Origin of the sequence: Selenomonas sp. FC4001 (assembly GCF_000701565.1) — a bacterium.
Taxonomy (GTDB): domain Bacteria; phylum Bacillota; class Negativicutes; order Selenomonadales; family Selenomonadaceae; genus Selenomonas_A; species Selenomonas_A ruminantium_B.
Map to the genome: position 1 here is coordinate 156,907 of NZ_JNJF01000004.1, position 15,319 is coordinate 172,225.

The 15,319-nt window shown below is 52.4% G+C and carries 13 protein-coding genes; all 13 read left to right on the plus strand.

Annotation, left to right across the window (positions count from 1 at the left end; translation table 11 throughout):
• The first annotated feature begins 51 nt into the window (after positions 1-51).
• The 13 genes from T320_RS00780 to T320_RS13770 all read left to right on the plus strand — a co-directional run bounded on the left by T320_RS00780 (position 52) and on the right by T320_RS13770 (position 15,280).
• A complete protein-coding gene (locus tag T320_RS00780; protein WP_197019338.1) occupies positions 52-1,929 on the plus strand; it encodes an EAL domain-containing protein in 1,878 nt (625 codons plus the stop codon).
• Positions 1,930-2,078: 149 nt separating this feature from the next.
• Positions 2,079-2,534 carry a ribosome maturation factor RimP gene (rimP, locus tag T320_RS00785; RefSeq protein WP_037351993.1) on the plus strand — a complete coding sequence of 152 codons (456 nt, stop codon included), beginning with the start codon at positions 2,079-2,081 and terminating at the stop codon, positions 2,532-2,534.
• 35 nt (positions 2,535-2,569) lie between these two features.
• Positions 2,570-3,706 (plus strand): transcription termination factor NusA, encoded by a 1,137-nt coding sequence (gene nusA, locus T320_RS00790; RefSeq protein WP_026760780.1) that lies wholly within the window; start codon positions 2,570-2,572, stop codon positions 3,704-3,706.
• A gap of 1 nt (position 3,707) precedes the next feature.
• Entirely contained in the window at positions 3,708-3,989 is a 282-nt protein-coding gene (gene rnpM, locus T320_RS00795) for an RNase P modulator RnpM (protein ID WP_026760779.1), read from the plus strand.
• 2 nt (positions 3,990-3,991) lie between these two features.
• Positions 3,992-4,312 carry a L7Ae/L30e/S12e/Gadd45 family ribosomal protein gene (locus tag T320_RS00800; RefSeq protein ID WP_037351996.1) on the plus strand — a complete coding sequence of 107 codons (321 nt, stop codon included), beginning with the start codon at positions 3,992-3,994 and terminating at the stop codon, positions 4,310-4,312.
• Between the two features lie 20 nt (positions 4,313-4,332).
• Positions 4,333-6,780: a translation initiation factor IF-2 gene (gene infB, locus T320_RS00805; RefSeq protein WP_037352001.1), complete on the plus strand. Its 2,448-nt coding sequence runs from the start codon at positions 4,333-4,335 to the stop codon at positions 6,778-6,780.
• A gap of 34 nt (positions 6,781-6,814) precedes the next feature.
• Entirely contained in the window at positions 6,815-7,195 is a 381-nt protein-coding gene (gene rbfA / locus T320_RS00810) for a 30S ribosome-binding factor RbfA (RefSeq protein ID WP_026760776.1), read from the plus strand.
• A gap of 6 nt (positions 7,196-7,201) precedes the next feature.
• Positions 7,202-8,152, plus strand: a complete 951-nt coding sequence (locus T320_RS00815; RefSeq protein WP_037352008.1) for a DHH family phosphoesterase — start codon at positions 7,202-7,204, stop codon at positions 8,150-8,152.
• Positions 8,149-9,036 carry a tRNA pseudouridine(55) synthase TruB gene (gene truB / locus T320_RS00820; RefSeq protein WP_037352010.1) on the plus strand — a complete coding sequence of 296 codons (888 nt, stop codon included), beginning with the start codon at positions 8,149-8,151 and terminating at the stop codon, positions 9,034-9,036. The genes T320_RS00815 and truB overlap by 4 nt, the downstream gene beginning before the upstream one ends.
• A gap of 10 nt (positions 9,037-9,046) precedes the next feature.
• Complete coding sequence (locus T320_RS00825) at positions 9,047-9,970, plus strand: bifunctional riboflavin kinase/FAD synthetase (protein WP_026760773.1); 924 nt, start codon at positions 9,047-9,049, stop codon at positions 9,968-9,970.
• Between the two features lie 159 nt (positions 9,971-10,129).
• Positions 10,130-11,881: an MATE family efflux transporter gene (locus tag T320_RS00830; protein WP_037352013.1), complete on the plus strand. Its 1,752-nt coding sequence runs from the start codon at positions 10,130-10,132 to the stop codon at positions 11,879-11,881.
• Positions 11,878-12,684 (plus strand): hypothetical protein, encoded by an 807-nt coding sequence (locus T320_RS13765; protein ID WP_051608517.1) that lies wholly within the window; start codon positions 11,878-11,880, stop codon positions 12,682-12,684. The genes T320_RS00830 and T320_RS13765 overlap by 4 nt, the downstream gene beginning before the upstream one ends.
• Before the next feature lie 4 nt (positions 12,685-12,688).
• A complete protein-coding gene (locus T320_RS13770; RefSeq protein ID WP_051608518.1) occupies positions 12,689-15,280 on the plus strand; it encodes a SpoIIE family protein phosphatase in 2,592 nt (863 codons plus the stop codon).
• Positions 15,281-15,319 lie beyond the last annotated feature (39 nt).

Below are 15,319 nucleotides of genomic sequence, written 5' to 3' on the forward strand. Positions count from 1 at the left end.
GACTATAATTACGATTTTGCATTAGCGAGCATTCCAATCCAAGTTATTCTGATGATTGTTTATATTATGCGCCAGCAGCTGCCTACCCGGCAAAGCCGCAGCTTTATGCTGGTCATGGTCATGAATATCATCATGACGGTTATGGATATTATTTCCTGTGAACTGAACGAAGTATGGCAGGAATATCCGATTTCGCTCAGCTATGCACTGAATATTGCTTATTTTTTAGCCTTTATTATCCGCGGCTGGGGGTTATTTGACTATGCGGCTTCGGTGGTGGATGCAGCCTCCCGTTGGGGACGCAAGTTTACCCTGATTCTGGCCCTGCCAGCGTTATTTGTCTGCGGGCTTATTCTTTCCACGCCATGGACCGGGACGATTTTTACCATGGACCCGGTGACAGGCTATCATAACCTCGGCTGGTATAATTCCATCTATTTCAGCACCTGGTTTTATATCATAGCTTCGGTACTCCTGATGCTTGTCTGCCGGAAAGATGTGGTGTTCAAGGCCAAGACAGGTATTTACATCTGTAATGTGATTCTGGCCGTGGGGATTATTTACCGGCATGCTTTTATGCATGTACTGGTTACCAGCTATTTCAGCCTGCTGGCTATCCTGATTATTTATCTTACCACGCAGAATCCGGACTCCTTCCGGGATAGAGTGGTAGACGTGCTGAACAAAGCCGCTTTTACCGAAATGGTGATGGATTTTGTACTGCATAAACGGCAGTTTTCCTGCTTTGGCGTCAGCATCAAGAATTATTCCGCCTATAAAACCGTGTATGGCTCGGAAACAATGTATAAGAGCCTGCGAGAAATCGGTCTTTGGCTCACCCACGAATTTCGCAGTTTCTATGTGTTCTATCTGGGCAACGGCCAGATGGTCATGCTGAATCATGATGCCGAATACAACGATATCCAGAATCTGGCCATCAAAATTCAGGAGCGCTTCCATTATACCTGGTCGGAAAACGGCGGTGTGCAGGTGCCGCTGCCCATCAATCTGGTGTTTATCTCCAAGGGCGTGCCCAAGAATTCCGTCCGCAGCGTGGAGTTGGGGCTGGAGCAGGCTTTTGTCGAAGCCGAACGGCGGGATAACGCAATGGTTTATGTGGCAGACGAAGCCTTGCTGACAAAACTGAAACGGCAGGAGCGCGTTCGCCTGCAGCTCCGGAAGGCCCTGCGGGATAAGACAATGGAAATTCACCTGCAGCCCCTGTACAATGTCCATACGGGAAAGCTTACCGCACTCGAGGCACTGGCCCGTCTGCGGGATGATCAGCTCGGCTTTATTCCACCGGCTGAGTTTATTCCTCTGGCGGAAACGGAAGGGGACATCATGGAACTGGGGCGGCAGATTTTTGCCAAGACCTGCCAGTTTGTCAGCGAAACGGATTTGGATTCGCTCGGCATTGAATTTTTGACCGTCAATCTTTCCCCGGCACAGTGCATGAACTACAGCCTGGGGGATGAGCTGGAGCGCATTGCGATGCAGCACCGCATCTCCATGGATAAAATCCGGCTCGAAGTCACCGAGTCTGCCATTGGCGATATGGATTCGCTATTAGAGCAGATGCGCCGTCTGAAAAACTGCGGCGTGGGCTTCCTGCTCGATGATTTTGGAGCGGGCAGTTCCAATCTCGTGCGCGTGATGAATCTGCCCTTTGCCATGGTAAAGATTGATATGCAGCTGGTCTGGTCTTACTTCCGCAGCTCGAGCAACATGCTCCTGCATATTGTGCGCATGTTCCAGGAGGATAAGATGACCATCATCATCGAAGGGGTGGAGGACAAGCATATGGCCCAGCAGCTTGCCAAGATGGGCTGTGATTACGAGCAGGGCTACTATTTTTCCCGTCCTTTGCCGCCGGAAGAACTGCTGGTATTCTTACAGGAACACCGCGATTATGACTGGCTGACGTAAAAAAATTCTGCAAAGCCTTTACAGCTGGGCGCAGGCGTGGTATACTCTAATAGTTAAATCTTAAAGTATTTTATGCTAAAGAGTGGGTGAAAGCCCACTCTTTACTCTTATGTTTTGAAAGCAAATCAGATGTATAGGGAGGTGGATGTATGGCAGCAAAGAATATTGAAGAATCCGTAGAACTCATGGTGCAGGAACTTCTAACCGGCCAGGACGTCATTGAACTGGTGGATGTGGAGTATGTCAAGGAGTACACGGACTACTATCTGCGTGTCTACATCGATAAAGAAGGCGGCATTGACATTGAGGATTGCCAGGAACTCAGCGAAAAGCTGGAGGTAATGCTCGATGAAAAGGATATCATTCCCGATGCCTATATTTTGGAGGTATCGTCGCCTGGTATTGACCGCGTGCTCAGAAAGCCCCGGGATTTGGAACGGGAGCAGGGCAAGGCCGTGGATGTGACTCTCTATGCACCTTTGGATGGCAAGAAGAATCTCACCGGTGTGCTCACTGGCTTTGACGGCGAAAAGTTCACCCTGGATGATGAAATCACCATCGAGCTGAATAAGGCGGCACAGATTCGCCTGCATATTGATTTTTAAGGCATAGCCTTTATATATTTGGGAGGATTAGAATTTTGGCAAGAAGAACTACGAAAGCGAAGGATAACGGGCAGGAGTTCCTGGAGACTCTGCGGGAATTGAGCCGGGAGCGTGGCATTGATGAGGAATTCTTATTTGAAGCCATTGAAGCTGCTCTGATTACGGCTTACAAGCGCAACTTCGGCTCTGCTCAGAATGTTCGCGTTACCCTGTCCCGGGATACGGGCACGTACCATGTGTATGCCGTTAAGACCGTGGTGGAGGATGCTGCTGACGAAATTACGGAAATCTCGCTGGCACAGGCCCGCACCATTCGTCCGGAATACGAAGTGGGCGATGTCATCGAAATCGAAGTGACGCCGGCTAACTTTGGCCGCGTGGCTGCCCAGACAGCTAAGCAGGTGGTTGTACAGCGCATCCGCGAAGCAGAACGCGGCATGATTTACGAAGAATTCCAGAGCCGTGAAAGCGATATTTTGACGGGCCTCGTGCAGCGTGTGGAAAACCGCAACGTATTCATCGACCTGGGCAAGACGGAAGCCGTGCTGACGCCGGCTGAACAGATTCCGACGGAAACCTACAGCCATGGCGACCGCATCAAGGCGTTCATCGTGGAAGTCAAGAAGACCAACAAGGGCCCGCAGGTTGTGGTATCCCGTACCCATCCGGGTCTCTTAAAACGCCTCTTTGAACTGGAAGTTCCCGAAATTCAGGAAGGCATCGTAGAAATCAAGTCCGTTGCCCGCGAACCGGGCAACCGTTCCAAGATTGCCGTTTGGTCCAAGGATGAATCCGTGGACCCCGTTGGTTCCTGCGTAGGCTACCGCGGTATGCGCGTGCAGGCCATCGTTGACGAACTCGGCAGCGAAAAAATCGATATCGTAAAATGGAGCGAAGACCCGGCGAAGTTCATCGCTAACGCGCTGAGCCCGTCCAAGGTTGTGTCCGTGGCCGTTAACGAAGCTGAGAAGGTTTCCCGCGTAGTCGTTCCGGACTATCAGCTGTCCCTGGCCATCGGCAAGGAAGGCCAGAACGCCCGCCTCGCTGCTAAACTCACGGGTTGGAAAATCGACATCAAGAGCGAAAGCCAGGCTGCTGATGAAGAACTGGACGAAAACATGAACGAAGTGGAAGTGGAGAGCGACGAAGCTTTCACCGCAGAGGGTGAATAAGGTGAAAACCAAGAAGATACCCCAGCGCATGTGCTTAGGCTGCCAGGAGAGCAAATCAAAACGGGAGCTTATCCGCATCGTGCGCAGTCCCGAAGGGGAATTTTCCGTGGATACCACGGGAAAAAAGCCCGGCCGGGGCGCCTATATATGTCCAAAAATGGAATGTTTTAATGCGGCCCGCAAGAGCAAGGGGCTGGAGCGTTCCTTCAAGAGTCCGATTGACAAGTCAGTATATGAGCTTTTGGAGCAGCAATTAAAAGAGCTGCCGGAAGCTGAGGGCTGAATATGGCAATTACAAAAGAGCAGCGCATCGTAAATCTTCTGAGCATGGCTCAGAAGGCCGGCCGCATTGTTTCCGGGGCCTTTGCCGTGGAACAGGCCGTGAAGAAAAAGCAGGCGGTTCTCGTCCTGCTGGCCGGTGATGCCGCAGAAGAAAGCAAGAAAAATTTCATTGCATTAACAGATAAATTCGCGATTCCTTATGTTTACTGTCTCGACCGTGAGACTTTAGGCGCATGCTTAGGCAAAGAATTTCGCGCCGTTGCCGCATTGACGGATGACGGCTTTGCGAAAAAACTTCGCCAGCTTATGGAGGAAACGCTATGAAATAATTCGGGGGTGGATTAATGTCCAACATTAGAGTTTATGAATTGGCTAAAGAATTCGGCAAGGAAACCAAAGAGGTTTTGGAAGTCTTACAGAAGGCAAATTTTGCCGTTAAAAATAATTTCAGCAGTGTCGGGGATGCCGAGCGTGAAGCCCTGAAGAAGCACTATAACAAGAGCGCAGCTCCTGCTGCCAAGGCTGCACCGGCTAAGGAAAACAAGCCCAAGGAAGTCAAAGAAGCTCCCAAGGCTAAGCCGGCAGAAAAGAGCGCCAGCCACAATCATGAGAAGCATGATAACGGCCAGCGCAAGGCTGTAAACCATAACAACAATAACAACGGCAATGGTCAGAACCGCAGCCATGAAGGTGGCAGCCGCAACAACGGTCACAATGAACGCAATAACAACAGCAGCAACAATGACCGTAACGACCGCAACGACAACCGCAGCGAACGCGGCAGCCGCAATGACCGCAACAAGAACGAGCGCAATGACCGGAACGACCGCCGCGGTGGCAAGAATGGCCGCAATGACCGGAATGAACGCAACGACCGTAACGGTGGCCGTAATAATGACCGCCGTGGCGGCAAGGGCCGTAACAACAAGCGCGGCAACCAGCAGCCGGCACCGAAGATGGAAATCGCCCGTCCGAAGCACATCAAACTGCCGGAAATGATTGCGGTTAAGGACCTCGCTTCCAAGATGAGCTACACGGCTGCAGAAGTCGTGAAGAAGCTCTTTATGATGGGCGTAATGGCAACCATCAACCAGGAAATCGACTTCGAGACGGCAGCTCTCGTAGCTTCCGAATTCGGCGTGACCTGTGAAGAACTGCCGCCTGATGCAGACCCGACGGAAATCCCGGAAATCGAGGACGACCCGAAGAGCCTCAAGCTCCGTCCGCCTGTTGTTACCGTTATGGGTCACGTTGACCATGGTAAGACTTCCCTTTTGGACAGCATCCGCAATACCCATGTATCCGCTCACGAAGCCGGCGGTATTACCCAGCACATCGGTGCTTATCAGGTAAACTGCAAGGGCAAGAAGATTGTCTTCCTCGATACGCCGGGTCATGAGGCCTTCACGGCTATGCGTGCCCGCGGTGCCCAGATTACGGATATCGCAATTCTCGTGGTAGCTGCCGATGACGGTGTTATGCCCCAGACCATCGAAGCTATCAACCACGCCAAGTCCGCAAACGTGCCCATCATCGTGGCTGTCAACAAGATTGATAAGCCGGGCGCAAATCCGGACCGCGTGAAGCAGGAACTCATGGAACATGGCCTCGTTCCGGAAGAATACGGCGGCGATACCATCATGGTTCCCGTATCGGCAAAACAGCAGATTGGTATTGATGACCTTCTGGAAAACGTTCTGCTCGTTGCAGAAGTCGAAGAACTCAAGGCTAACCCGAACCGCGATGCCCGCGGCGTTATCATCGAAGCCAAGCTCGATAAGGGCCGTGGTACGGTGGCAACGGTACTCGTACAGAACGGTACCCTGCGCATCGGTGATTCCGTTGTCTGCGGTACGACCTATGGTAAGGTTCGTGCCATGGTGGATGACCGCGGCAACAACGTCAAGAAGGCTGGCCCGTCCGTGCCGGTTGAGATTCTCGGTCTTAACGATGTACCGGCAGCCGGTGACATCCTGGCCGTGCTCGAAGAAAAACAGGCCCGCTCTATTGCGGAAGCCCGCGTAGAACGCCAGCGCACCAACCTCATCAAGAGCAAGAAGGTATCCCTCGATGACCTGTTCCATCAGATTCAGGAAGGCGAAATCAAAGACCTCAATATCGTGGTCAAGGCCGACGTACAGGGTTCTGTCGAAGCACTCTGTGGCTCGCTCCTCAAGCTCAACAAGAACGACGAAGTACGCGTCAGCGTGGTTCACTCCGGTGTAGGTGCCGTTAACGAGTCCGACGTTATGCTGGCTTCTGCATCGAATGCCATCATCATCGCCTTCAACGTGCGCCCGGATGCCAATGCCCGCCGCGTTGCGGATACGGAAGATGTGGATATCCGCACTTACCGCGTCATCTACGATGCCCTCAACGACGTCAAGGATGCTATGAGTGGTATGCTCAAGCCCAAGTACAAGGAAGTTGTACAGGGCCGCGTAGAAATCCGTCAGGTTATGAAGTTCTCCAAGGCTCTCGTTGCCGGTTCCTACGTACTCGAAGGCAAAATCTTCAACAACTCCAAGATTCGCATTATCCGCGACAATATCGAAGTGTTCGATGGTGAGATTGACTCCCTGCGCCGCTTCAAGGATGAGGTGAAGGAAGTAGCTGCCGGTTACGAATGCGGTATTTCCATCATCGACTACCGCGACTTCAAGGAAGGCGACATCATCGAAGCCTACACCATGGAAGAAATCGCTACGGATATCAACGAAGCCAACAAAGAGGCCGCCAAGAAGCGTCAGGCAGAAGCCGCCGCTCGTGCTGCCAAAGAAAACGAGGAATAATGACGAAAATTAAAATAGAAGGAGGTGCGTAACTGTGGGACAGCTGCGTGTGGAAAAAGTACAGGAATTGATGAAGCAGGAAATCAGCCAGATTATCCTGCGGGAGTTAAAAGACCCCCGCATTGGCTTTGTGACCGTAACTTCCGTAGAATGTACGGGAGATTTGCGGGAGGCCAAGGTCTATGTGAGCCTGATGGGAAATGAATCCCAGGTCAAATCCTGCTGGATGGGGCTTAACAGCAGCCTCGGCTTTATCCGCCGGGAAATCGGCAAGCGGATTCGCCTGCGCGTAACCCCGGAAATCAGTTTTGCGCTGGATAAGTCGCTGGATTACAGTGCGCATATCCAGGAACTGCTCTTAAAAATCAAGGCAGAGGAAGGCGAGAAAAACGCCGAATCTGCTCCTGAGGAGTAAAAACAGATGCATATTTCATTGACGGAAACGGCAGCTGCCTTAAAAGCTGTACAGCGCATTGTGATTACGGCCCATGTGAACCCCGATGGCGATGCCATCGGCAGTTCCCTTGGCCTCATGCATGCACTTAAGGCTTTGGGCAAAGAGGTGCAGGTTTTCATCGATGATGATATCCCGGCAGCATTTTCTGTGCTGCCGGGATATGAGCTTATAGGGAAACCTGCGGAAGGGCAGAGCATCCCCGCTGACCTTTTGGTAGCGGTGGATGTAAGCCTCGACCGCATTGGCAAAGTAGCGGAGGCCGTCAAGGCTCCGACACTCAACATTGACCATCATATCACCAATGACGGTCAGGCCGATAAGCTCTATCTCGATGGAACGGCGGCCGCCACTGCCGAAATCATTTACCAATTAATTGAAGAACTGGGCGTACCCTGCACGCAGGATATGGCCATGTGCCTGTATACGGGTCTTGCCCTCGATACCGGTTGGTTCCGCTTCTCCAATACCAAGCCGCGGACCATGCAGGTGGCAGCAGCCCTGCTTTCCTGTGGTGCTCAGCCTCATGTTATTTCCGAAGCGCTCGAACAGCGTCCCCTCTCGGAGGTACAGAGCCTGGCCTTTGCCCTGCAGAAGATTGAACTTCTGGCGGATGGCAAGGTAGCTGGTATCTGCCTAGACCATGCCGACCTGCAGGAACATGAAGCTCCCGAAGGCCTTATCGGCATGGTGCGGGTTATCGAAGGCGTGGATATCGCCTTCACGCTGAAAGAAAAAGAGCCGGGGCTTTGCCGGGTGAGCCTGCGCTCCAAGGGCATTGATGTGACGAAAATTGCCCTGCAGTTTGGCGGCGGCGGTCATGTACGGGCAGCAGGCTGCTCGATTGAAAAGAACTGTGCGGAAGCCAGAAATGACCTTATCAAGGCCATTTTGCAGGTCGTGGAGGCTGAATCGTGACGGAGGTAAAGCCCGTAAGCGGCTTTCTCAACATCCTAAAGCCTCCCGGCATGAGCTCCCATGATGTGGTGGGCTATGTCCGCAGGGTGCTCCATACCAAAAAGGTAGGCCATGCCGGTACCTTAGACCCGGCTGCGGCAGGTGTGCTGCCTGTGGCCGTGGGTACGGCCACCCGCCTTATCGAGTACCTCGAAATTACGGATAAGACCTACCGGGCGGAAATCAAATTGGGCATTGCCACCGACAGTGGTGACGACACAGGCAAGATTTTGACAAGTCAACTTGACTGGTCAGATTTTGACATGTCAACGCTGGAAAAGGTGCTGCAAAAGTTCACTGGCAAAATCCGGCAGACGCCGCCAGCCCATTCGGCGATAAAAATCAACGGCCAAAAGGCCTGCGATTTATTGCGGGCGGGTAAAGATGTGGAAGTTCCGTCCCGGGAAGTCACCATCTACCGGTTGGAACTCTTGGCGCACAGCCACGATATGCTGCTGATTGATTGTGATTGCAGCAAGGGAACTTATATCCGCAGCCTCTGTCAGGATATCGGCGAAGCCTTGGGGTTTCCTGCCACCATGGCATTTTTGCTGCGGCGCAGAGTCGGTGACTTTACGGCCGAAGCTGCGCTGACTTTGGAAGAACTTGCCGAAACTGGAGAACAGGCTCTGCTGCCTGCAGATAAATACCTGAGCTCCATGCAGCGTTTTGACTTGAATCCCAAGCGGGAAAAGGCTTTCTGCAATGGCCTTTCGAGTACCGTGAAGAATTTTACGGCGCAGACGGAAAGCCTGCGGGTTTATGCGGACGGTCATTTCATCGGCATAGGCCGTTACGATAAAGAAAGAGAAGAACTTTTGCCGGTGAAGGTTTTAGGGCGGTGACGAGAAAATCGTGGAAGTATACAACAAACTAACAGATTTAACCAAAAAATATCCCCGCCTGACGGTGGCGCTGGGCATGTTTGATGGCGTCCATATCGGCCATCAGAGCATCATCAGCCGGGCAGTGGAGCTGGCCAAAAAGATTGACGGCAAGTCCGTAGTCTTTACCTTCAGCAATCATCCGCTGTCGGTGCTGGCTCCGCAGGCCATGCCGCCGCAGATTGGCAACAACATCCTGCGGGAAAAGCGGCTGGAGGAACTCGGCGTGGACATTCTGATTGCCATGCCCTTTACCAAGGAATTTGCCAGCCGCCGTCCCGAAGAATTTTTGGAAATTCTGCGTATGAATCTGGCACCATATTATGTGGTGACGGGGCCCAATTACACCTTTGGCTACAAGGGCAAGGGCACCCAGCGCATGCTTTTGCGGGAAGGGAACACTTACGGCTTTACGGCAGAAATCTGCCCGGCCATCCTGCGGGATGGCCGGCCGGTTAGTTCCACCCGCGTGCGCAGTCTGCTGGCAGAGGGCGATTTGCATACCGCCAGCGATTTTCTGGGCTATCCCTTCACGCTCATAGAACGTGTGATTCACGGCGACGAGCGCGGCCGGGTCATTGGCTTTCCTACCGCCAATCTGGCCATCAGCGAGCAGCGGGTCATGCTGCCCAACGGTGTCTATGCGGTGGGCGTCAAGTTCCAAGACAAATATTACAACGGCGTTGCCAATATCGGCAACAATCCCACCTTCGCAGGCTGTAACCGCCGCATCGAAGTCAACATTGACAGCTTCAACGGAAATCTCTACGACAAGCTCATTGGCGTGGAATTTTTGGAGAAGCTCCGCGACGAAGTGAAATTCAGCGGCGTGGAACAGCTCGTGAAGCAGATAAAAAAAGATAAGGAAAAAGCCAGAACTTATTGGCGTTACTGAAATTTTGACCTGTCAATTTTTGACGGGTCATTTTTTATTTATCTGTAATATCCTGTCCCTTCATACGTATGTATAAGGTAGCAGGATTTGTTAGAAACATTGTAGAAATTTAACCCTAGGTTATGACTTAATTTTGCAGCGCAGGACGGGAGGCTGACGATGGAGCGCAATGGTGTTTTGGTTCAGCAAAAGTATATGGAATATTTTGGCTCTACCATGGGCTTTATCGTGTCCTTGTATCTGGCCTCCATTGTGGACGGGATATTGGTGAGCCAGCTCATCAGTCCGGCGGCATTTGCCGCTATCAATCTGACCTTACCTGTTTACTATGCCCGCAATATACTCTTCTTTCTCTTTGTGGATGGCGGCGCTGTCTTAGCGGCGCAATTTATTGGCGCCCGCGATAAAGTTTCCTGTGCCCGGGTCTTTACCATTTCCATTGCCTGGGGCGCAGCAGCAATGACGCTTTTAGGCATCATCGGCTGTTTGCTCTTATCGCCTACGGCGAGCCTGCTGGCCGGGAACAGTTCATTGCAGGAAGCGGTGGCAGATTATCTGCTACCTTTGTGGCTCACAGGACCGCTGCTCATCTTAACCAATGGCGTTTCCTCTTTTCTGCGGCTCGAGGGTCTGCACAAACTGGCCATTGCGATTCCCGTCGTGGCCAATATCTGCAATCTGGCCTTTGACTATCTCTTTATTGCGGTCTTTGGCTGGGGAATTGCCGGCGCAGGCTGGGCTACGGGAGCAGGTTACGTCTGTTCTTTGCTGCTTCTCGTGCCTTATTTGCGCCGTCCCGACAGAAGCTGGCATTTGACTGCCATTCCTGCCGATAACCAGCGGATTTTTCGCCGGGTGATGGCGGTGGGGCTGCCCATGGCCATGATTCCCTTGGGACTCGTGTTGCGCAATCTCGCAGTCAATGGTATTGCCGTGGAAACTCTGGGAGATATGGGCGCGCTGACCGTTTCCCTCTGCAATGCAGCGCTGCTCTACGCTCTGATGTTTGCCGATGGCTCCAGCACAGCGCTTGCCAGTGTCTGCGGTGCTCTTTACGGGGAAATGGACCAGAAGGGTGTTCTGCAGGTATTAAAGCGGTCCCTGCGCCTGACCTTTGGCCTGTGTCTGGTGATTTTCCTGCTGATATTCATTTTTCCTGCGGAGTTTATCCGCTTCTATGGCGTGGAAAACATCACGCCGGAACTTATTCTTTACCTGCGCACGAGCATTATTTACATGCTGCTGCTGGCCCATGTGTTTATTCTGCGGGCCTTTTATCAGGCCACCCGTCAGGAGAAAGCAGCTACCATCTTCTCCTTGCTCGAAGGTGTCGTGCTGGTGATTGGTCTGTTCTTCCTGCTATCCAAGTTCAGTCTTGTGCTTATGTGGGCAGCACCAGCCATTTCCGCCGTTGCAGCTATCGGCTGGCTCGTCTATTATATGCGGCGGCAGGCCAGAAAGATGGGGCGGGATAGTTTCCTCCTGATGCAGCAGGAAAAAAATTCTGCGGTATGGGAAACGAGCATTTCCGCTACAGTGGAAGCAGCCACAGAGGCCGCCGAGGCCGTGGAAGAATTTTGCGCCCGCTTTGCGGATTTGGATTCCCGCCAATCCTATGCGGCACAAGTGACCGTAGAGGAACTTTGCGTCAATATTGCCGAACATGGCGGATTGGGCACGGATGGCCATATCGATGTATTCCTGCGTCTGCATGAACAGCCCGTAAGCGAGATTGTGGTAAAGGTGCGGGATGCAGGCAAGCCATTTAATCCCGTGCATTTTCTCGATGAGCAGGGCGAAGAGTTTTCTGGCCTGCTCATGGTGCGCAAACTGACCACGAAGATTGAATATGCCCGCATTCTTGGCTTTAATACCACCATAGTAACGATAGGAGAGCGTGGCCCAAAATGAAGTACAGCTACCAGATATACAGTCCAAGCGGCAATGACACCGCCCTGGTGCTGCCCTTGGAGCAGGATGCACAAAAGCGGCGGCTTGTGGCGCGCCAGATTATGAAGCTGCACCCAAAGGTCGAGCAGGTTGGTTTTTTAAGCAGCAAAAACCCGCAGCTTTTAATGGCGGGAGGCGAGTTCTGCGGCAATGCCCTGCGGGCAGCGGCAAGTTTTTATCTAGCGGACAGGGCTGGCGAATTAAAAATGGAAGTATCCGGCACAGGCGGCCATGCGTTAAAGGCTGGCCGGACACTGAGCGGTGAAGTCTATGCCCAGATGCTCGGCCCCCACAGGATTCATGAACTGGTAGAGGCCCGCGAGGATTTCTTTTTGGTACGTTTGCCGGGAATCGTGCAGGTGATTATGCCCTGCCATAAAAAGCAGGTACAAGGCCTGTCGCCGTCGAATATAAAAGAGCAGGCCGTAAGGATTCTGCAGGTGCTGGATTTGATGCAGGAACCGGCGGCAGGCGTAATCTTTGTGACAAAGGACAAAGGACGGCGCTGCATAGTTCCCTGTGTTCGTGTAGCGGCAGTGGATACTATGATTTGCGAAAGTGCCTGCGGCAGCGGTACTGTGGCCGCAGGACTTGCCGTCTCATTTCTCACGGGAAAAAATGTGGATATTCCCATCGGCCAGCCGTCAGGACAGATTATCCGCGCCCAGATTTGGCGTAAGGGAGAAATGGTGACAGAGGGCAGAATATCCGGTCAAGTCAGCACGGATGACAGACGGTATTCGCTAAATATAGGAAAGGGGTAGGGCGATGAAGAGGAGAAGTATTCGCCAGCAGGTACAGCGGCTGTTGTTTTTATGCAGTGTGGTTTCCCTGTTACTCTTGGGAGGCATTGCCCTTTTGGGCATGCTGGGTGCACGGAACACCTCCCTGCAGGATGGCCGGGAAATGGGTGAAGAAGCTGCCCAGACCGTCAGCAGTACCCTGAAACATGAGGCGGAAAACCGTCTGCTGATGCTGGCGGATGAAAAATCCCGCTATATCAATCTGGAACTGCGGCGCATTGCTGACCGCACCGAGCTCATGGGAAACGAGTTAAGCTGGATTCATGAACATGCAGGCGAGTTTCATCCGCGTCATGTGGATGAACCCCGGCGGGATAATGCCGGAAAATTTGCGGCCCAGCTCGAATATGCTTCCTGGGCCGACAGGGCAGCCTTGCAGGGAGAAGTCGGACTGGCCGCCAATCTGCAGGACATTATGATGCAGGTGGCCCTGATGAATGGGGAAGGAACCGCCATCACCGCAGCCTCGGAGCATGGCTATTCCATTTCCGTAGATGCGGATTCAGCGGAGCGATTTGCCTCCCCGGAAGCTGCTGCGCCGCTGCCCTTTGACGGCACGAGCCGTCCCTGGTACAAGCTGGCCAAAGAGCAGGGCAAGACCACATTCACCGATGTTTACGCCGACAGCTTCAATGGCAAGCTGCGCATTGCCTGCACGATGCCCTATAAGGTGCAGGGCAACTTTGCCGGTGTTGTGGCCATGTCCACCTATCTGAACAATATCAGCAATCTCGTCTTAAATGCCCAGGCACAGACCTGCTTTGTCATTGATGATGACGGGCGCATGATTTTTTACAAAGACGATACGGGGATGCTCCGGCAGATAAATCCGGAAACGGACCTGCGCCAATCGGCCGACAAGGAACTGGCAGCAGCGATAAGCGTCATGACGCAGGGGGACAAGGGCGTCCGCGCTGTAAACATCGCCGATAAAACCTATTATCTGGCCTTTGCGCCAGTACCGCAGACCGGCTGGAGCTTTGCCGCGGCTTTGGACAGTGCCGAAGTCCTCAAAACCGAAGAAGCGGCCCGGCAGGATGTACTGGCCATTGCTCAGAAAAACGTGGACAGCATGGACGCTTATATGACCAAGGTCATCTTAGCTATGGCAGCGGTGATTCTGCTGATTATCGCGGCTGTGACCTGGCAGGGACGGCGCATGGGTGACCGCTTTGTTCATCCCATTCTTGACTTGTCAGACGGTGTGCGCGAGATTGCCAGCGGCAACCTCGACAAGAAACTGGATATTAAAACCGGTGACGAAATCGAGCATCTGTCCATCTGCTTCAACGCCATGACCGATGAACTGCAGAGCTATATGAAGAATCTGACCAAGGTCACGGCGGAGAAGGAGCGCATTGCCACAGAGCTCAACGTAGCCACCAATATTCAGGAAAGCATGCTGCCAAATATCTTCCCGCCATTCCCGGAGCGGCTTGATTTTGACATTTACGCCACCATGCATGCCGCCAAAGAAGTCGGCGGCGATTTCTACGATTTCTACATGCTCGATGAAAACCATGTGGTCATCACCATTGCCGATGTTTCCGGCAAAGGTGTACCGGCCGCTCTCTTTATGGTGATTTCCAAGACCATCCTCAAGAACTTTGCCCTGACCATGACGGGGGAAAGCGATTTGGCCGCAGTGGTATCCTGTACCAATGACCAGCTTTGCCAGAACAACGACGCCATGATGTTTGTGACGGCCTTTGTCGGCATGCTTGATGTTGTCACAGGCAAATTTGTCTATGTGAATGCCGGACACAATCCGCCGCTTGTCTACCGTCATAAGGAGAAGAAATTTGCCTATATGGATGTAAAGCGGAACTTCGTGATGGGAGGCATGGAGGAATTGGATTATGTCGGTCAGGAACTGACCTTAGAGCCAGGAGATAAACTGTTCCTCTACACGGACGGGGTAACGGAAGCCCTGAGTGAAGACGAGGAACTCTACGGGGAAGAACGCCTGCTGAAGTGCCTGAACGAAATGCAGGCAGATGATATGCCCTTAAAAGAGATTCAACAACATGTGCAGCAAGATTTACAGAAACACGTAGGAGAGGCTGAACAGTCAGACGATATCACCATGCTGGCGCTCTCCTATAGCGGTCAACCGGAAAGGGGCGAAATAATGGAAGCAGATACAGCCAGGGAAATTATAGTGGGAGCCCAGGTGGAGAATCTTACACAGATCAATGAATTTGTCGAAGAACAGCTCGCTTCGCTGGAACCATCGCCGAAAGAACAGTTGCAGCTGGAACTGGCTGTGGAGGAAATCTTTGTCAACATCGCCAGCTATGCCTATGAAGGCAAGCACGGCCAGGCTGTTATTCAGGCCAAAGTGACAAATTCTCCCAAGAGCATTGAACTAATCTTTCAGGATGAAGGCATTCCCTATAATCCGCTGGACCGGGATGACCCGGACCCGGAGATGCTGCTGGAGGACAGAAAGATTGGCGGCTGGGGCATTTTCCTGGTGAAAAAGAATGTGGATGAAGTAACATATGCCTATGAGAACGGAAAAAACGTTCTAACAATACGAAAAAATATATCCTAGCAGGAAATAAGCATACATAACGCGAAATATTAAAAATAG